The organism is Nonomuraea sp. KM88 (assembly GCF_052245635.1).
Taxonomy (GTDB): domain Bacteria; phylum Actinomycetota; class Actinomycetes; order Streptosporangiales; family Streptosporangiaceae; genus Nonomuraea.
Genome location: NZ_JBQQCC010000040.1, coordinates 1 through 21009 on the forward strand (window position 1 = coordinate 1; position 21009 = coordinate 21009).

Below are 21009 nucleotides of genomic sequence, written 5' to 3' on the forward strand. Positions count from 1 at the left end.
CCACAAACCGAGCCAGCACCGCCTCACACTCAGCCATCCGCGCCGCGAACACCGGCGAACACTCCAGCAACTCCACACCCATACCGAGCCACTGCGACCCCTGACCAGGGAACACGAACACCGACTTGCCGCCACCACCGGCGACACCCTGCACCACGTCGGGCACCGGCACGCCGTCCGCCAGGCCGTCCAGACCGGCCAGCAGCTCGTCCTGGCCGGCGCCCACCACCACCGCGCGGTGGTCGAAGGCCGTCCGGCCCGTCAGCAGCGACCAGCCGACGTCGGCGGGGCTCTCGCCGGGGCGGGAGCGCGTCCACGCGGACAGCCGCCCGGCCTGGCGCCGCAGGCTCTCCGCGCCGCGCCCCGACAGCAGCCAGGGGACCGCGGGAGGCTCCTGGCGCGGCCCGTCCTCGGCCGGCGGCGCGGCGGCCGGCAGGGCCGGCGCCTCCTCGATGATCACGTGCGCGTTGGTGCCGCTCATGCCGAACGACGACACACCGGCCCTGCGCGGCTCCGCCCCGGCGGGCCACGGGCGGGCGTCCGTCAGGAGCTCCACCGCGCCCTTCGACCAGTCGATGTGCTCCGAGCGCTCCTCCGCGTGCAGGGTCGCGGGCAGCACGCCGTTGCGCAGCGCCATCACCATCTTGATGACGCCCGCGGCGCCGGCGGCGGCCTGCGCGTGGCCGATGTTGGTCTTCACCGACCCGAGCCAGAGCGGGCGCTCCTCCGACCGGTCCTGGCCGTAGGTGGCGATGATCGCCTGGGCCTCGATCGGGTCTCCCAGCTCGGTGCCCGTGCCGTGCGCCTCCACGGCGTCCACCTGGACGGGGGCGAGCCTCGCGTCGGCGAGCGCGGCGCGGATGACCCGCTGCTGCGACGGGCCGTTCGGGGCCGTGAGCCCGTTGCTGGCGCCGTCCTGGTTGATCGCCGAGCCGCGGACGACGGCCAGCACCGGGTGGCCGTTGCGGCGGGCGTCCGACAGGCGCTCGACCAGGAGGACGCCCGCGCCCTCGGCGAGCGCCATGCCGTCCGCGGCGGCGGCGAACGCCTTGGAGCGGCCGTCCCTGGCCAGCGCGCGCACCCGGCTGAAGCCGATGAACGTGCCGGGCGACGACAGCACGGTGACCGCTCCGGCCAGCGCCAGGGAGCAGTCGCCGTTGCGCAGCGCCCGCACCGCCAGGTGCAGCGCCACCAGCGACGACGAGCAGGCCGTGTCGATCGTGACGGCCGGCCCCTCCAGGCCCAGCGTGTACGAGATGCGGCCCGACACCACGCTGGTGGCGACGCCGGTCATCAGGTAACCCTGCAGCTCGGGCGGCGCCTGCGTCATCAGCGTGAGGAACTCGGAGCTGTTGGCCCCCACGAACACGCCGGTCCTGCTGCCGTGCAGGGCCGCCGGGTCGATGCCGGCCCGCTCGATCGCCTCCCACGACGTCTCCAGCAGCAGCCGCTGCTGCGGGTCCATCGCCTGCGCCTCGCGCGGGGAGATGCCGAAGAACGCCGGGTCGAACGCCGTGACGTCTTTCACGAAGCCGCCCTCGCGGACGTAGGAGGTGCCGAACGCGTCAGGGTCGGGGTTGTACATCGACTCCAGGTCCCAGCCGCGGTCGTCGGGCAGCCCGGAGATGGCATCGGTCCCGCCTGACACGATCCGCCACAGGTCCTCGGGGCTCTCGATCTCCCCGGGGTAGCGGCATCCGATGCCGACGATGGCGATCGGCTCGTGGTCCTTGTCCTCGGCCGCCTGCAGCCGCTTCTTGCTGTCGTGGAGCTCGGTCGTCACCCGCTTGAGATATTCGACGAGCTGTTCCTCTGTCGCCATGCTGTTGCCTTCCTAGCCGTCGGTGACGCCTGCTCAGGAGAGTCCGAGTTCGCTGTCGATGAAGTTGATGATCTCGTCGGCGGTCGCCGAGCTGAGCTGGCCCGCCACGTCCTCGGCGGCGGTGTCGGCCTCGTGGTGCCGTTCCTTCCACGAGAAGGCCAGCTGTTCGAGCCGGGAGGTGATCTCCCCTGCGGTGGCGCAGCCGGCCGCCATGACGGCCAGCCTGGCCTCGATCCGGTCGAGCTCCGCCAGGATCTGCTGCTCGGCGCTGTGGGCCGGCGGCGCCAGCTCCTCCAGCAGGTGCCCGGCGAGCGCGGCGGAGTTCGGGTAGTCGAACACCAGCGAGGCCGGCAGCCGCAACCCGGTGACCGACTTCAGGCGGTTGCGCAGCTCCACGGCCGTCAGCGAGTCGAACCCGATCTCCTTGAACGCCCGCGCCGGTTCGACCGCCTCGGGCCCGGGGAAGCCGAGCACCGCGGCGACGTGGCCGCGTACCAGGTCGAGCAGCATCGGCAGCCGGTCGTCGTCGGGAAGGGCGGCCAGCCGGTCGGTGAGCGAGTCGGCCTGCGGCGCCTCGGCCGCCACCACCGCGCGGCGGGTGGCGATGCGGACCAGGCCGCGGAACATCGGGTGCCCGAAGCCCTTGGCCGCTCCCGCGCGCAGGACGGCGAGGTCGAGGTTGATCGGTACGAGCGCCGCCTCGTCCACGCCCAGTGCCCGGTCGAGCAGCTCCAGGCCCTGGTCGACGCCGAGTGCTCCCATGCCGGACCGGCTGAGCCTGCCCAGGTCGGCCTCGTCGAGGTGCCCGGTCATGCCGCTGCCGCTCTGCGGCGTCCACAGGCCCCAGGCCAGGGACGTCGCGGCCAGGCCGCGGGCCCGGCGGTGCTGGGCGAGCGCGTCCAGGAACGTGTTCGCCGCCGCGTAGTTGCCCTGCCCCGGGCTGCCGAGCACGCCGGCCGCGCCCGAGTACAGGACGAACTGGGCCAAGTCGAGGTGCTCGGTCAGCTCGTGCAGGTTCACGGCCGCGTCCACCTTCGGGCGCAGCACGGCCGCGACCCGTTCCGGGGTGAGCGACGAGATCATGCCGTCGTCGAGCACTCCCGCCGTGCTGACGACCCCGGTGAGCGGGTGCTCGGCGGGGATCGCCGCGAGCAGTCCGGCCAGGGCGTCGCGGTCGGCGGCGTCGCAGGCGACGATCCGTACGGCGGCGCCCAGCCCGATCAGCTCCTCCTCCAGCGCCGCCGCGCCGTCGGCGGCGGGGCCACGCCGGCCGGCCAGCACCAGGTGCCGGACGCCGTGCTCGGTGACCAGGCGCCGGGCGGCCATGGCGCCGAGCGCGCCGGTCCCGCCGGTGACGAGCACGGTGCCGTCGGGGTCGAACGCGGGCGGCGCGGTCAGCACGACCTTGCCGATGTGGCGGGCCTGGGCGACGTGCCGGAACGCCTCGGGGGCGCGGCGCACGTCCCAGGTCCGCAGCGGCGGCAGGCGGAGCGCGCCGCGCTCGAACAGCTCGGCGATCTCCGCCAGGATCTCGCCGGTCCTGGACGGGTCGAGCAGGGTGAGGTCGAAGTTCTGGTAGCGAACTCCGGGCAGGCCGTCGGGGTCGCGCACGTCCGTCTTGCCCATCTCGATGAAGCGCCCGCCGGGCCGCAGCAGGCCGAGCGAGGCGTCCACGAACTCTCCGGCGAGGGAGTTGAGCACGACGTCCACGCCCGCCTCGAAGGTCCGCGCGAACTCCAGCGTCCTGGAGGAGGCGATGCGCTCCGCCGGGACTCCCAGCTCGCGTACCGCGGGCCACTTGGGCTCGCTCGCGGTGCCGTACACCTCGGCGCCCAGGTGGTGGGCGAGCTGCACCGCGGCCATGCCGACACCGCCGGCGGCGGCGTGCACGAGCAGCGACTCGCCGGCCCTGAGACCGGCCAGGTCCACCAGGGCGTGGTAGGCGGTGACGAAGGCGATCGGCACGGACGCGGCCTGCGCGTACGACCAGTCGCCGGGGATGCGGGCGAGCATCCGGTGGTCGGCGACCGCCTGCTGGGCGAACCCGTCGATGATGCCCATCACCCGGTCTCCCGGCGCGAACGCGGTGACGTCGTCCGCCACTTCGATGACGACGCCGGCGCCCTCGCCGCCCATGGGCGCGTCGCCCGGGTACATGTCCAGGGCGATCAGCACGTCGCGGAAGTTCAGCCCCATGGCCTGGGTGCTGATGCGCACCTGGCCGGGGGCGAGCGGCGCGACGGGCGCGGGCATCAGGTCGAGGTCGTCGACCGTGCCGCGGCTGGTCACGTCCAGCCGCCAGTTCGCCGCCCCGGCGGGCGGGACGAGCGCGCCGCCGCTGCCCGGTCGGGCCAGGCGGGGCGCGTACGCGGTGCCCTTCCTGATCGCGAGCTGGGTCTCCCCCGTCGCGAGCGCGGCGGGCAGCGCCCGGTACGACTCCGGGTCGCGGTCGAGGTCGGCGATGACGACCCGTTCGGGGGTCTCCGACTGCGCGGACCTGACCAGGCCCCAGACCGCGGCGTTGACCAGGTCCGCCACCTCGTCGTCCGCGGTGGCGCCGACCGCGCCGTGGGTGATGAGGACGAGCCTGGACGCCGGGTGGTCCTCGTCGGCCAGCCACGTCCGCAGCAGGTCGAGCACGTGGCAGGTCCGGTCGTGCACCGCCGCCGCCAGTTCGCCGCCGTGCCCGCCCTCCAGCGGTACGGCCACCCAGTCGGGCACCTGCCCGCCGGCGATCAGGTCGGCCACGGACCCGGTGGCAGTGAACTCAGCCACGGACCCGGTGGCAGCCAGATCCGCCACGGACCCGGTGGCAGCCAGGTCGGTCAAGGTGTCGGGCGCCTGCGGGGCGGCACCCGGCACCGCCAGGGCCGACGGGTCGCCGACGACCGCCCACCGCTGCTCCCCCGCGGGTTCGCCGGTGGGGACGGGCGCCCATTCGAGCGTGTAGAGCGCGTCGTCGTCCGCGACTCGCGCCGGCGTGCCGAGTTCGGCGGGCAGGGGGCGCAGGATCAGCGAGTCCACGTCGGCGACGGGGACGCCGGTGGTGTCGGTGACGGCCAGCGCCACGCGGTCGGCGTCGCGGGGCGTGAGCCGTACGCGGATCGACGCGGCGCCCGTCGCGTGCAGCCGCACGCCGTTCCAGGCGAACGGCATGCGCGGCCCGTCCTCCGCGGTGGCCGCGTTGAGCGCGACGGCGTGCAGGGCGGCGTCGAGCAGCGCGGGGTGCAGCCCGAAGCCGCCGGTGCCGGTGTCGTCCGGCAGGGCGACCTCGGCGAACAGCTCCTCGTCGCGCCGCCAGACGGCCTTGAGCCCTTGGAAGATCGGTCCGTAGCCCAGGCCGACCTCGCCGAGCCAGCCGTACATGCCGTCCAGCGGGAGCGGCTGCGCGCCCTCGGGCGGCCATGCGGCCGTTTCCTGCGCGGGCGGTGGCGCGGTCACCGGGGCGAGCACGCCGGTGGCGTGGCAGGTCCACGGGTCGTCGGCGGTCCCGCCGTCGGGCCGGCTGTGCACGGTGAGCTGCCGCCGCCCGTCCTCACCGGCGGCGCCCACGGCCAGCTGCAGCTGGACGGCGCCGCGTTCGGGGACGATAAGGGGCGCCTGGATGGTCAGCTCTTCGAGGAGGCCGCAGCCGGCCTCGTCGCCTGCCCGGATGGCCAGGTCGACGAATGCCGTGCCGGGCAGCAGCACCTGCCCGTTAACCTTGTGGTCGGCCAGCCACGGGTGGGTCCTGAGCGACAACCTTCCGGTGAGCAGCACTCCGTCGGCGTCGGCCAGCGAGACGGCCGCGCCGAGGAGGGGGTGTCCGGCGGCGCCGAGCCCGGCCGCGCCGACGTCGCCCGCGACCACGGTGCGCTCCTCCAGCCAGAAGTGCTGGTGTTGGAAGGCGTAGGTGGGCAGGTCGATGATCCGCGGGCCGGACTCGGCGTAGGTTTGCAGCCAGTCGACGTCGACGCCGTGGACCCACAACTCCGCCGCGCTCGACCACAACCGGGCCAGACCACCATCATCACGCCGCAACGTGCCACACACCACCACCTCCCCACCCACACGCTCAGCCGTCTCCTGCACCGCCATCGTCAACACCGGATGCGCGCTGACCTCAACAAAAACCCCGAAGCCCTGCTCCACCAACGCACCCACCGACGGCTCCAACCACACCGTCCGCCGCAGGTTCTCAAACCAGTACGCGGCATCGACCTCGCCCCCGGACAACCACTCCCGCCGCACCGTCGAGTACCACGCCACGTCGGCCTCACGGGGCGTCACCGGAGCCAGCAACCGGGCCAGCTCCTCCTCGATGGCCTCCACATGCGCCGAATGCGAGGCGTAATCCACATCGATCCGCCTGGCCCGCACCCCCTCCGCCTCGCAATGTGCCAGCAGCTCGTCGATGGCGTCCACATCACCCGACACCACCGTCGAAGCGGGACCGTTCACCGCCGCAACCGACAGCCGGCCCTCCCAGCGGGACAGCAGCTCACCCACCTCCGCGGAGCCGAGCGCCACCGACGCCATGCCGCCGCGCCCGGCCAGCGCCACGATCGCCTGGCTACGCAACGCCACCACCCGAGCGCCGTCCTCCAGCGATAACGCACCCGCCACCACCGCCGCGGCGATCTCCCCCTGCGAATGCCCGATCACCGCAGCCGGAACAACCCCCAGCGACCGCCACACCTCCGCCAAAGAGACCATCACCGCCCACAACACCGGCTGCACCACATCCACCCGGTCAAAACCAGGCTGGCCGTCCTCACCCCGCAACACACCCGTCAACGACCAGTCCACGAACGGAACCAGCGCCGCCTCACACTCGGCCATCCGCGCCCCGAACACCGGCGAGGCGTCCAGCAACTCCACACCCATCCCCAGCCACTGCGACCCCTGGCCAGGGAAGACGAACACCGACTTACCACCACCACCGGCGACGCCCTGCACCACACTCGAGACGGCACCATCGGCCAGCTCACGCAGCCCGGCTATTAGCTCATCCCGATCAGCGCCCACCACCACCGCACGGTGATCGAACACCGACCGCGAAACCACCAGCGAATGCGCCACATCCACCGGCCGCGCACCAGCGCCCACACCGGCCACCGCACCGGCCAGCCGGCCCGCCTGAGCCCGCAACGCCTCCGCACTACGACCCGACACCACCCACGGCACCACCGGCACCCCATCCACCGGCTCACTCACCGGCTCAGGTTCCTGCTCCGTGGCGGGCCCCTGCTCGATGATCACGTGGGCGTTGGTGCCGCTGATCCCGAACGACGAGACGGCCGCTCGGCGGGCGTGCCCGTTCTGCTGCCACGGCTGCGGCTCGGTCAGGAGCTCGACCGCGCCGGCCGACCAGTCCACGTGCGGCGACGGCTCATCCACGTGCAACGTCTTCGGCAACACCCCATGACGCAGCGCCATCACCATCTTGATCACACCAGCCACACCCGCAGCCGCCTGCGTATGACCGATGTTCGACTTCACCGACCCCAACCACAACGGCTCATCACGATCCTGCCCATACGTCGCGATAACCGCCTGAGCCTCGATCGGATCACCCAACGTCGTCCCCGTGCCATGCGCCTCCACCACATCCACCTCAGCCGCCGACAGACCGGAATTCGCCAACGCCTGCCGAATCACCCGCTGCTGAGACGGACCATTAGGCGCCGTCAGACCATTACTCGCACCGTCCTGATTCACCGCACTGCCCCGCACCACGGCGAGCACCCGATGCCCCAGCCGCTCGGCATCCGACAGTCGCTCCACCAGCAACATCCCGACGCCTTCCGACAGGCCGAAGCCGTCCGCCGCGCCGGCGAAGGACTTGCACCTGCCGTCCCTGGCGAGCGCGCCCTGCAGGCTGAACCCGATGAACCCGACGGGGCTGCACATCACCGTCACGCCACCGGCCAGCGCGAGGTCGCAGTCGCCGTTCCGCAGCGCCTGCACGGCCAGGTGCAGCGCCACCAGCGACGACGAGCAGGCGGTGTCGACCGTCACGGCCGGACCTTCGAGGCCCAGCGTGTAGGCGACCCGTCCGGACACGATGCTGCTGAGCGTGCCGGTGACGAGGTGCCCCACCGATTCCAGCGGGATCTGGTCGGAGTTGCGACCGTACTCCTCGTAGGCGGCGCCCACGAACACGCCGGTACGGGTGCCGCGCAGCGAGGCGGGGGCGATCCTGCCGTGCTCGATGGCCTCCCACGAGGCTTCGAGGAGGAGCCGCTGCTGCGGGTCCATGGCCAGGGCCTCACGCGGCGAGATCCCGAAGAACGCCGGGTCGAACTCGCCCGCGTCGTACACGAATCCGCCGTCCTGCGTGTACGAGGCGAGCGGCGCGTCCGGGTCGGGGTCGTAGATGCCCTCGACGTCCCAGCCGCGGTTGTCGGGGAGCGGGGAGATGGCGTCCCTGCCCTCGAAGACCAGCCGCCACAGGTCGTCGGCGTTGTGCACGCCGCCGGGCAGCCGGCAGGCCATCCCGACGATCACGATCGGGTCGTCGGCGACGGGGCCGCCCGCTCCGCTCGCGGGCACGATCTCGGCCTGCGTGCCGAGCAGCTCGTCGCGGACCAGGCTCGCGAGCACCTTGACGTTCGGGTAGTCGAAGATCACGGTCGCGGGCAGCCGGACGCCGAGTGCGGCGTTGAGCCGGCCGCGCAGCTCGACCGCCGTGACCGAGTCGAAGCCGAGGTCCTTGAAGGCCCGGTCCACCTCCACCTCGGCGGGGGCGTACCCGAGCACGGCGGCCACCTGCTCGCGCACCTGCTCCACCAGCAGGCGCTCGCGGTCCTCGTCGCTCATCGGCAGGAGGCGGGCGCGCAGTTCCGAGGACTCGGTGGTGGTCTCCGTCTCGTCCTCGCGGACCGCGAGGGCCTCGGGTACGCCGTCGAGCAGGGGGCGCGGCCGGGAGGCGGTGAAGACGGGGGTGAAGCGCGCCCAGTCGACGTCGGCGATGACGAGGTTGCCCTCGCCGTCGTCGAGCGCCTGCCGCAGGCCGTCGATGGCCATCGCGGGATCCATGAACGCGACGCCGGTCCTGCGGGCGTCCTCCTCGTCGAGGAGGGTGGTCATGCCGCCGCCCGCGGCGTCCCAGAAGCCCCAGGCCACGGCCGTGCCGGCGAAGCCGCGGCCGCGGCGGTGCGCGGCGAGCGCGTCGAGGTAGGCGTTGCCGGCGGCGTAGGCGCCGTTGTGCGCGCCGCCCCAGATGCCGGCGCCGGAGGAGAAGAGCACGAAGGCGTCGAGCGGGCCGGTGAGGATCCGGTCCAGGTTGGCCGCTCCGGTGATCTTGGCCTGGGTTGCCCGGACCAGCTCGTCCGGCGTGAGCCCGGTGATCGTCTGGATGTGGGGCACGCCTGCCGTGTGGAAGACCGACCGGATGGTGTCGCCACCGTCCTCGACCTCGCGTACGAGTGCGGCGAGCGCGTCGCCGTCGGCCACGTCGCACTTGGCCACGGTCACCCGCGCGCCGAGCTCTTCCAGCTCGGACACCAGTTCGGCGGCTCCCGGCGCGTCGGCGCCGCGCCGGCTGGTGAGCACGAGGTGCCCGGCGCCGCCGCCGGCGAGCCAGCGCGCGACGTGCGCGCCGAGGCCGCCGGTGCCGCCGGTGATCAGTGCGCTGCCGCGCGGCCGCCAGCCCTCGGCGGGGCCGGTGCCCGTTCTGGGCGCCCTGGTGAGCCTGCGGGCGAAGACGCCGGAGGCGCGGACGGCCACCTGGTCCTCGTCCTCGATGCCGGCGAGCACGGCCACCAGCCGGGCCGCCACCCGCTGGTCGATCGTCTCCGGCAGGTCGACGTGGCCGCCCCAGCGGCCAGGGTGCTCCAGGCCGAAGACGCGGGCGAGCCCGGCGACCGCGGCCTGTTCGGGGTCGCGCAGCAGGTCGACCCGGCTGACGCTCTCGGCGCCGTCGGTGGCGACCCAGAGCGGCGCGTCCACGCCGGCGTCGTCCATGGCCTGCATCAGCGCGAGCGTCTCGGCCGGGCCGCAGAAGAGGGACAGCACGCCGGCCGGCTGGTCGTCCTCGCGCAGCAGCGCGGCGAGGTCCTCCCTGCCGGCGGCACGGACCGTCACGCACCGGGCCCCGTGCCGTTCGAGCGCGTCGACGACGCAGCTCACCGCGTCGTCCGCGTCGCTGCCTGCTTCCCCGTCCGGGGTCCTGCCGGCTGGGACGACGACGCGCCACGTGCCGGACAGCGCGGGCGGTTTCCCGCCGGGAACGGTGAGGGGCGCCCAGGTGACGCGGTAGCGCCAGGAGTCGAGCACGTCCTGGTCGCGCCTGCGCCGCCGCCAGGACGACAGCGCCGGCAGGATCGCGGCCAGCGGGGAGCCGTCCTCGATGCCGAGCGTGGCGGCGAGGGCGGCCACGTCCTCCCGCTCGACCGCCGCCCAGAACTCGGGGTCGACGGAGTCCGCGGCCGGCTGCTCCGCCGCGCCGGTGCCCGGCATGTACCAGAAACGCTTGCGCTGGAAGGCGTACGTGGGCAGGTCGACACGCCGGGGGCAGGCGTCGGCGAAGTAGGCGTTCCAGTCGACGGTGACGCCCCGGCAGTGCAGGTGGCCGAGCGCCTCCGCGAAGGCGCGGGCCTCGTCGCGGTCCTTGCGCGCGGCGGTGACGAAGGCCGCGGCGTCGTCGCCGTCGAGTGTCTGCCTGGCCAGGCTGGTCAGGGTCCCGTCGGGGCCGATCTCCACGAACACCGTGGCGCCGCCGGCGCGGGCGGCGGTGACGGCGTCGGCGAAGCGGACCGCCTGGCGTACGTGGTCGACCCAGTAGCGGGCGTCGGTGAGCTGCCCGGCCTCCGCCTTCCTGCCGGTGACGTCGGAGATGACGGGGATGGCGGGCTCGTGGTACGTGAGCGACCCGGCGACCTGCCCGAACTCCTCCAGCATCGGCTCGACCAGCGGCGAGTGGAAGGCGTGGGAGACGCGCAGCCGCCGGGTGCGCACCTGCCGCCCGGCGAGCGCTTCGGCGATCTCGTCGATGTCCGCCTCGGAGCCGGAGACGACAACCGCGCCCGGCGCGTTGACGGCGGCGATGCCGGTCCGGCCGGTGCGGCCCTCCAGCAGCGGCAGCACGTCCTCCTCGGGTGCGGCGACGGCGAGCATGGCGCCGCCCGCGGGCAGGGCCTGCATGAGCCGGGCGCGGGCGGCGACCAGCGTGCAGGCGTCGGGGAGCGAGAGCACGCCCGCCACGTGGGCGGCGGCGATCTCGCCGACCGAGTGCCCGGCGAGCACGTCGGCCTCGACGCCCAGCGAGGTCAGCAGCCGGTACAGCGCCACCTCGAAGGCGAACAGCGCGGGCTGGGTCATGCCCGTCTCGTCCAGCACGCCGTCGGGGTCGGTGAACATCACGTCCCTGATGGGGTGCGGCAGCAGCGGGTCGAGGACCTTGCAGACGTCCTCCAGCGCGTCGGCGAACACGGGGAACGTCTCGGCCAGCGCGGCGCCCATGCCGACCCGCTGGCTGCCCTGGCCGGCGAACAGGAAGGCGACCTTGCCGCCCGCCCCGGCGCCGGTGACGGTTCCCGGCGCGGCGGAGCCGCCGGCGAGGGCCAGGAGCCCGGCCATGAGCCCGTCCCTGCTCTCCCCCACGATGACCGCGCGCTGGTCCAGCGAGGCCCGGCCGGTGGCGAGCGACCAGCCCACGTCGGCGGGGCGCAGGTCCGGCCGCTCGTCCAGCCAGCCGGCCAGCCTCTCCGCCTGCGCGGCGAGCGCCTGCCGGTCGCGGGCGGAGACCGCCCACGGCACCAGCGGCAAGGCGAGCCCGGCGGCCTCCTGCTCGTCCTCGGCCGGCGCCTCCTCGATGATCAGGTGGGCGTTGGTGCCGCTGAAGCCGAACGCGGAGACGGCGGCGCGTCGGGGCGCCTCGTCCCGCTCCCATTCCCGGGCCTCGGTGAGCAGCTCGACCGCGCCGGCCGACCAGTCGACGTGCGTGGACGGCTCGTCCACGTGCAGCGTGCGCGGCAGCGTGGCGTTCCGCAGGGCCATCACCATCTTGATCACGCCGCCGACGCCCGCGGCGGCCTGCGCGTGGCCGATGTTCGACTTGAGCGAGCCCAGCCAGAGCGGCCGGCCGCCGTCACGGTCCTGCCCGTACGCGGTGATGAGCGCCTGCGCCTCGATCGGGTCGCCCAGGGTCGTGCCGGTGCCGTGTGCTTCGACGGCGTCGACCTGGGAGGCCGACAGGCCCGCGTTGGCCAGCGCCTGCCGGATCACCCGGACCTGGGAGGGCCCGTTCGGGGCGGACAGGCCGTTGCTTGCGCCGTCCTGGTTGACCGCGCTGCCCCGGATGACGGCCAGCACCTGGTGGCCGTTGCGCTGGGCGTCCGACAGCCGCTCGACCAGCAGCACGCCCACGCCCTCGCTCCAGCCGGTGCCGTCGGCGGAGTCGGCGAACGACTTGCACCGGCCGTCGGCGGACAGTCCGCGCTGCTGCGAGAACTCGATAAACGTGTTGGGGGTGGCCATGACGGTGACGCCGCCGGCCAGCGCCAGCGAGCACTCGCCGCGGCGCAGCGCCTGGACGGCGAGGTGCAGGGCCACCAGCGACGAGGAGCAGGCCGTGTCGATGGAGACCGCCGGCCCCTCCAGGCCGAGCGCGTACGAGACGCGACCGGAGATGACGCTGCCGAGCGCCTCGGCCCGGAAGTAGTCGTGGTACATGACGCCGGCGTAGACGCCGGTGCGGCTGCCGCGTACCGAGGCCGGGTCGATGCCGGCGCGTTCGAACGCCTCCCAGCACGACTCCAGGAACATCCGCTGCTGCGGGTCGGTCCCGAACGCCTCGCGCGGGGAGATGGCGAAGAAGCCGGCGTCGAAGTCGGCGGCGTCGTAGACGAAGCCGCCCTTGCGCGCCGTGGTCGTGCCGGGGTTGTCGGGGTCGGGGTGGTAGAGGTTCTCGCTCCAGCCCCGGTCGGTGGGGAACTCGGAGATCGCGTCGCCGCCGCCGTCGACGAGCCGCCACAGCTCCTCGGGCGAGGTGACCCCGCCGGGGTAGCGGCAGCTCATGCCGACGATCGCGATCGGCTCGTGCTCCCTGCCCTCGATCTCTCGCAGTTGCTGCCTGGTCTGGTGCAGGTCGGCCGTGACCCGCTTCAGGTAGCCCCGGAGCTTGTCTTCGTTTGCCATCGAACGTAGCCCTTCTCAGCCGCTGCGAAATATCAAGAGATCTCAAGCTCGTTGTCGATGAAGGCGAACATCTCGTCGTCGGAGGCGGACTCGATCTGGTCCACGACGTCGGATGTCCCGCCTGGGCCGTTGAGGCCGGACAGGAGCTCCTTGAGGCGCGTGGTGAGCCGGCTGCGCACCGTGCTGTCCTCGGCGAGTGTGGTGAGTGATTCTTCGATCTGGTCCAGCTCCGCGAAGAACCGCAGGATGCCGGCCTCCTCGTCCTTCGTCTCGGCGAAGTACCCCATGAGGTGCTCGGTCAGGGCGACCGGGGTGGGGTAGTCGAAGACGGCGGTGGCGGGGATCCGCAGCCCCGTGGCCTTGCCGAGCTGGTTGCGGAACTCGACCGCGGTCAGCGAGTCGAACCCGAGGTCCTGGAACGGGCGCTGGAGGTCGATCGCCGATCCGTCGCTGAAGCCCAGCACGGTGGCCGCCTGGCCGCGGACGATGTCCGCCAGCGCCGAGCGGCGCTCGTCGGGTTCCAGCGTGGCCAGCCGGTCGGCGAGCCCGTCGCCGGTGCCGGCCCGCCGTACGGAGGTCCTGGCGCTGGTGCGGGCCTGCACGAAGCGGGCGGGGATGAGCAGTGCCTTTCGTGCCGGCACGGCGGCGTCGAACAGGCCGAGCCCGTCGTCGGCGGACAGCGGCGCCAGCCCCATCCGCGCCAGCCTGCGCAGGTCGGCCTCGGACAGCTCGCCCGTCATGCCGCCCTGCTCCCACAGCCCCCACGCCAGCGACGTCGCCGCCAGCCCTTCGGCGGCCCGCAGCTGGGCGAGCCCGTCGAGGAAGGCGTTCGCCGCCGCGTAGTTGCCCTGACCCGCTCCCCCCAGCACGCCCGCCATCGACGAGAACAACACGAACGCCGACAGGTCCAGGCCACGCGTCAGCTCGTGCAGATGCCAGGCCGCATCCGCCTTCGGCTCCAGCACCCGGTCCAGCCGCTCACCCGACAACGACGTGACCACGCCGTCGTCCAGCACGCCCGCCGTGTGCACCACGCCCACCAGCGAGTCCGCGACCGAGGTGATCACTCCGTAGAGCGCCTCGCGGTCGGCCACGTCGCAGGCCGCCACGTCCACCTCGGCACCCAGCTCCGACAGCTCCGCCACCAGCTCGGCCGCGCCAGGCGCGTCCGGCCCGCGCCTGCTGACCAGCAACAGCCGCCTGACCTCGTGCTCGGTGACCAGATGGCGCGCCACCAGCGCGCCCAGCCCACCCGTACCGCCCGTGATCAGCACCGTTCCGTCAGGTCCGAACACCGGCTCCGGGTCCGCCAGGTCCTCGGCCCTGCCGAGCCGCGGCGCAAGCAGCTCACCGCCTCTGATCGCCAGTTGCGGCTCCCCGGTGGCCAGCGCCTGGCCGACCGCCGCCGGGTCCAGCCGGTCGGTGTCCGCGTCGCCGTCGAGGTCCAGCAGCACGAACCTGCCGGGCTGCTCCGCCTGCGCGGCCCTGACGAGCCCGCCCACCGCCGCGTGGGCGAGGTCGGGACGCTCGCCGGGGGCGGTGGCGACGGCGCCACGCGTGAGGATGACCAGCCGCGCCGATTCGAGCTGCTCCTCGGCCAGCCAGCTCTGCAGCAGTTCGAGGGTCTCGTGCGTCGCGGCGTGGTGGTCCCCGGCCGGGCAGCGGACCAGGACGGCCTCGGGCAGGTCCGCCGGGTCGTGCAGCGAGCCGAGGGTGGCCGCGTCCGGGTAGGTCGCCGCGCCGGTGCCGAGGTCGTCGGCGCCGAGCAGCGCCCACCTGACCGTCTCCTGCGCGGGTTCGCCGGTGACGGGCGTCCACTGGATCTCGTGGAGTGCGCCCCTGTTCGTGCCGCCCAGTCGCGCGGCGGCCAGGGGGCGCAGGGAAAGGTTGTCGACGACGGCGACCGGCGCGCCCAGCTCGTCGGCGATGGCCAGCGTGACGGCGCTCCCACCGGCGTTGGCGAGCCTGACGCGCAGGCTCGTCGCCCCCGCCGCGTGCAGGGACACGCCCGACCAGGCGAACGGCAGGTACGGCCGTCCGGGCTCCGGCCGGGGCAGCAGGCCGCCCAGCGCGGTGGCGTGCAGCGCGGCGTCCAGCAGCGCGGGGTGCAGCCCGAACCGGCCGGCGTCCGCGTGCGCCTCCTCGGGCAGGACGATCTCGGCGAACACCTCGCCGCGCCGCTCCCAGGCGCTGGTCAGGCCCTGGAACGTCGGCCCGTAGTCGAGCCCGATCGCCACCATGTCGTCGTAGAGGTCCTGGACGGCGACCGGCTGGGCGCCCGCGGGCGGCCACTGCGCGAGATCGACGTCGGGCTCCGGCACGCTCGCCGTGAGGGTGGCCTGCGCGTGCTGGGTCCACTCGGTGGAGTCCTGCGCCCGCGAGTGGATGGCCAGCGCCCGCCGGCCCGGCTCCTCGGTGGCCGTGGACACCAGCTGGAGCTGCACGCCGCCGTCCTCGGGCACCACCAGCGGGGACTGGAGGGTGAGCTCCTGCAGGTGCGGGCAGCCGCTCTCGTCCCCGGCCCGGACGGCGAGCTCCACCAGCGCCGTGCCCGGCACGATGACGGTGCCGCCGACCACATGGTCGGCCAGCCAGGGGTGCGTGGCGACCGACAGCCGCCCGCTGAAGATCACCGTCTCGCCGCCGGCCACCTCGGTCGCCGCGCTGAGCAGCGGGTGCTCGACGGCTCCCAGGCCCGCGGTGGTGACGTCGCCGGTGCCGGGTCCCGGCCGGAGCCAGAAGTGCTCGTGCTGGAAGGCGTAGGTGGGCAGATCCACGCGGGACGGGCGCGCCGCCGCGAAGTACGCCGCCCAGTCGACGGTGACGCCGTGCGCGTGCATCCGGCCCAGCGCCTGGACGAACGTGCGCGCCTCGTGCCGGTCCTTGGCCCTCGTGCTGACGAAGGTCTCGTCTCCCGTGAGGGTCTGCTGGGCGAGCCCGGTCAGCGTGGTGTCGGGGCCGAGCTCGACGAAGACGGTGGCTCCGGCCGTACGGGCGGCGGCGACGCCGTCGGCGAACCGGACGGCTCCGCGTACGTGCTCGACCCAGTAGGACGGGTCGGTCAGCCGGCCGGGCTCGGCCAGGCGGCCGGTCACGTTGGAGACGACCGGGATCGTGGGCTCGTGGAAGGTGATGCCGCCGATCGCCTCGGCGAACTCGGCGAGCATCGGCTCCATCAGCGGCGAGTGGAAGGCGTGCGAGACCCGCAGCCGCCGGGTGCGCGCCTCCGTCCGGCTCTCGATCTCCGTGATGGCCGCCTCGTCACCCGAGACCACCACCGCCGCCGGACCGTTGACCGCCGCGATGCCGGCGCGGTCCTCGTACCCGTCGAGCAGCGGCAGGACGTCCGCCTCCGGGGCGGCGACGGCCAGCATCGCGCCACCGGCGGGCAGCGCCTGCATCAGGCGGGCGCGGGCCGCGACCAGCGTGCAGGCGTCCTCCAGCGAGAACACCCCCGCCACGTGGGCGGCCGCGATCTCGCCGACCGAGTGCCCGGCCAGCACCGCGGGCGCGACGCCCAGCGATTCCAGCAACCGGTACAGGGCGACCTCGAAGGCGAACAGCGCCGGCTGGGTCATGCCCGTCTCGTCCAGCACCTCGGCGGGGCCGCCGGCCATGGTCGCCCGCAGCGGGTGCGGCAGCAGCGGGTCGATCACCCGGCAGATGTCGTCCAGCGCCTGCGCGAAGACCGGGAACGCGTCGGCGAGTTCCCGTCCCATGCCGACCCGCTGGCTGCCCTGGCCGGCGAACAACATCGCCGCCTTGGCCCTCGACCGGGCCAGGCCGGTCTCGACCGCCGGCTCGCCGTGCCTGCCGTCGGCCACCGCCGCCAGCGCCGCCAGCAGCTCGGCGCGGTCCGCGCCGGCGAGGACCGCACGGTGCTCCAGCACCGCCCTGCCCGTCGCGAGCGACCAGCCGACGTCGGCCACGTCCAGGTCCCGGCGCGACTCCATCCAGGTGCGCAACCGTGCCGCCTGCGCCGCCAGCGCCTCCTCGCTCCTGCCGGACAACACCCACGGCACCACCGGCAGCTCGGCCGCCGGCTCGGGCACCTGCTCCGGCTCGGCCGGCGACTCCTCCAGCACGACGTGCGCGTTGGTGCCGCTGATGCCGAAGGAGGAGACGGCGGCGCGTCGGGGCGCCTCGTCGCGCTCCCACGGCCGGGCCTCGGTGAGCAGCTCGACCGCGCCGGCCGACCAGTCCACGTGCGTGGACGGCTCGTCCGCGTGCAGGGTCCGCGGCAGCTCGCCGTTCCGCAGGGCCATGACCATCTTGATGACGCCCGCGACTCCGGCGGCGGCCTGCGCGTGGCCGATGTTGGACTTGATCGACCCCAGCCACACCGGCCGGTCCTCGGCGCGGTCCTGCCCGTACGTGGCCAGGATCGCCTGCGCCTCGATCGGGTCGCCCAGGGTCGTGCCGGTGCCGTGCGCCTCGACCGCGTCCACGTCTGCCGCCGACAGGCCGGCGTTGGCCAGCGCCTGCCGGATCACCCGCTGCTGCGAGGGCCCGTTCGGGGCGGTCAGGCCGTTGCTGGCGCCGTCCTGGTTGACCGCGGAGCCGCGCACCACGGCGAGCACCTGGTGCCCGTTGCGCCGCGCGTCCGACAGCCGCTCCACCAGCAGCACGCCCGAGCCCTCCGAGAGCCCGACGCCGCCTTCCGACTCGGCGAACGCCCGGCACCTGCCGTCGACGGACAGGTTGCGCTGCCGGGAGAACTCGATGAACGTCCACGGCGTCGCCATCACCGTCACGCCGCCGGCCAGGGCGAGGTCGCAGTCGCCGGACCGCAGTGCCTGCACCGCCAGGTGCAGCGCCACGAGCGACGACGAGCACGCCGTGTCCACGGTCATCGCCGGACCTTCGAGCCCGAAGACGTACGACACGCGGCCGGAGGCGACGCTGCCGGAGTTGCCGGTGCCGATCAGCCCTTCGAGCTGGTCGGGCACGGAGGACAGCTGGCTGGCGTAGTCGTGGTACATGACGCCGGCGAACACGCCGGTCCTGCTGCCGCGCAGCGCGGTCGGGTCGATCCCGGCCCGTTCGATCGCCTCCCACGACGTCTCCAGGAGCAGCCGCTGCTGCGGGTCCATGGCCAGGGCCTCGCGCGGGCTGATCCCGAAGAAGCCCGGGTCGAACTCGCCCGCGTCGTGCAGGAAGCCGCCGTGCCGGGAGTAGGAGGTGCCGCGGTTGCCGGGCTCGGGGTCGTACAGCGTGTCCAGGTCCCAGCCGCGGTCGGCGGGGAACTCGGAGATCGCGTCGCCCCCTTGGGCGAGCAGCCGCCACAGTTCCTCAGGGGATTCGACGCCGCCGGGGAAGCGGCAGGCCATGCCGACGATCGCGATCGGCTCGTCGTCGGCCGCCGTGTTCCGCGCCTGGACGGCGCTCTCCTGCGTGCCGAGGAGCTCGCCTGCGAGGTAGCGGACGAGCGCCTCCGGGTCGGATAGTCGAAGATCAGGGTGGCGGGGAGCCGCAGGCCCGTGACCGCGTTGAGCCGGTTGCGGAACTCGACCGCCATCAGCGAGTCGAATCCCAGCTCCTGGAACGGCATCCCGTCGTCGACCGCCGACGGGTCGGCCAGGCCGAGCACCACGGCGACCTGGGAGGCGACGAGATCCCGCAGCGCGGCCTGCTGCCCGGCCGGCGGCAGGGCAGCCAGCTGCTGCTTGAGCGTGGCCGCGGCCTCCGACGCGGCGGTCACCACGCGCCTGCCGGACCCGGAGACCAGGCCGCGCAGCAGCGGGGGAACGGCGTCGGCCTGGGCGCTCATGGCCTTGATGTCGAGGTGCGCGGGGACCAGCAGGGCGCGGTCGTGCCGGAGCGCGACGTCGAACAGGGCGAGCCCGTCGTCGGCGGACAGCGGCGCCAGCCCCATCCGCGCCAGCCTGCGCAGGTCGGCCTCGGACAGCTCGCCCGTCATGCCGCCCTGCTCCCACAGCCCCCACGCCAGCGACGTCGCCGCCAGCCCTTCGGCGGCCCGCAGCTGGGCGAGCCCGTCGAGGAAGGCGTTCGCCGCCGCGTAGTTGCCCTGACCCGCTCCCCCCAGCACGCCCGCCATCGACGAGAACAACACGAACGCCGACAGGTCCAGGCCACGCGTCAGCTCGTGCAGATGCCAGGCCGCATCCGCCTTCGGCTCCAGCACCCGGTCCAGCCGCTCACCCGACAACGACGTGACCACGCCGTCGTCCAGCACGCCCGCCGTGTGCACCACGCCCACCAGCGAGTCCGCGACCGAGGTGATCACTCCGTAGAGCGCCTCGCGGTCGGCCACGTCGCAGGCCGCCACGTCCACCTCGGCACCCAGCTCCGACAGCTCCGCCACCAGCTCGGCCGCGCCAGGCGCGTCCGGCCCGCGCCTGCTGACCAGCAACAGCCGCCTGACCTCGTGCTCGGTGACCAGATGGCGCGCCACCAGCGCGCCCAGCCCACCCGTACCGCCGGTGATCAGCACGGTCCCGCCCGCGCCGAACGCGGGCCGCCCCTCACCGCTCGGCACGGTCCGGCTCAGCCTCGGCACCCACACCTGGCCGTCGCGCACGGCCAGCTGCGGCTCGTCCGAAGCCAGAGCCTCGCCGACGGCGTCGCCGTCTGCGTCGCCGTCGAGGTCCAGCAGCACGAACCTGCCGGGCTGCTCCGCCTGCGCGGCCCGCACGAGCCCCCACACGGCGGCCTGATGCACATCCTGTACGGGCGCGTCACCGGCGGGCACGGCGCCCCGGGTGACCACGACCAGCCGCGACGCCGCGAACCGGTCGTCGGCCAGCCACTCCTGCAGCGCCGCCAGCACGTCGTGGACGGCCAGGCGGGAGCCGGCGGTCGCTTCGATCAGCACGCGCTCGGGAACCGTCGCGGCTCCGGCCAGCGCCGCCAGGCTGGAGACGAACTCGTGGCCCGCCTCGGCCGCGTCGTTCTGCGGCAGCCTCACCCAGTCGAGCTGGAACAGCTTGTCGCGATGCTTTCTCCTGCCGGAGCCGTCCTGCGGCCCGACCGGCACCGGGCGGGCGGCCAGAGCGCCGATCGTGGCCACGGCCAGCCCTTCGGTGTCCATCAGCGTCACGGAGACCGCTCCCTGGCCGGCCGGGGAGATCCGCACGCGCAGCCTCGTCGCCCCGGACGCGTGCAGCGCCACATCGCTCCAGGCGAACGGCAGGTACGGCCTGCCGGGCTCGGGATCGGCCAGGAACCCGCCGAGGGAGACCGCGTGCAGGGCGGCGTCGAACAGCGCCGGATGCAGCCCGTACCCGTCGGCGTCGGTGTCGTCCGGCAGCGCCACCTCGGCGAAGACGTCGTCGCCCCGCCGCCAGGCCGCCCGCAGCCCGCGGAACGTCGTGCCGTAGTCGAGGCCCATGCCGGCGAGGTCGTCGTAATGCTCGTCCAGGGCCACGGCCCGCGCCTGCTCCGGCGGCCAGGTGCCGACCGGCTCAGGGACCGCCGCATCGGCCGCGGCGAGCACGCCCGCGGCGTGCCGCACCCAGTCGGTCTCGTCCTGGATCCGCGAGTAGATGCCGAGCTGCCGCCGCCCGTCCTCGTCCGGTGCGCCCACGGCCAGCTGGAGCTGGACCGCTCCTGGCTCGGGGACGATGAGCGGCGCCTGGATGGTCAGCTCTTCGAGGAGGCCGCAGCCGGCCTCGTCGCCTGCCCGGATGGCCAGCTCGACGAGGGCCGCGCCGGGGAGGAACACCTGCCCGTTGACCTTGTGGTCGGCCAGCCACGGGTGGGTGGCGACGGACACGCGGCCGGTGAGCACGACCTCTCCACCGGCGGCCAGGCCGGTGAACGCGCCGAGCAGCGGGTGGCCGGTGGCCTCGAGTCCGAGGCTGGCCGCGTCGCCCGCGCTCGCCGAGCCTTGCAGCCAGTAGCGCTGGTGTTGGAAGGCGTAGGTGGGCAGGTCGATGATCTGCGGGCGGGACTCGGCGTAGGTTTGCGGCCAGTCGATGTCGACGCCGCGCACCCACAACTCGGCCGCGCTGGACCACAACCGGCGCAGGCCGCCGTCGTCGCGGCGCAGCGTGCCGACGGACACCGCCTCGACGCCCGACTCCTCCAGCGTCTCGCGCATGCCG

3 protein-coding genes and 1 pseudogene are annotated in these 21009 nt (G+C 74.0%); all 4 read right to left on the reverse strand.

Annotation, left to right across the window (positions count from 1 at the left end; translation table 11 throughout):
• The coding region (locus ACTWPV_RS48915; RefSeq protein WP_443157093.1) for a type I polyketide synthase at window positions 1-1822 on the reverse strand (1822 nt) is incomplete at its 3' end.
• 33 nt (window positions 1823-1855) lie between these two features.
• Window positions 1856-12943 (reverse strand): type I polyketide synthase, encoded by an 11088-nt coding sequence (locus tag ACTWPV_RS48920; protein WP_443157094.1) that lies wholly within the window; start codon window positions 12941-12943, stop codon window positions 1856-1858.
• A 32-nt stretch (window positions 12944-12975) separates the two neighbouring features.
• Window positions 12976-18273, reverse strand: coding sequence for an SDR family NAD(P)-dependent oxidoreductase (locus ACTWPV_RS48925; protein ID WP_443157095.1), 5298 nt, complete (start codon window positions 18271-18273; stop codon window positions 12976-12978).
• A 167-nt stretch (window positions 18274-18440) separates the two neighbouring features.
• Window positions 18441-21005, reverse strand: a pseudogene (locus ACTWPV_RS48930) (type I polyketide synthase); the annotation flags it as partial.
• Window positions 21006-21009: the final 4 nt, after the last annotated feature.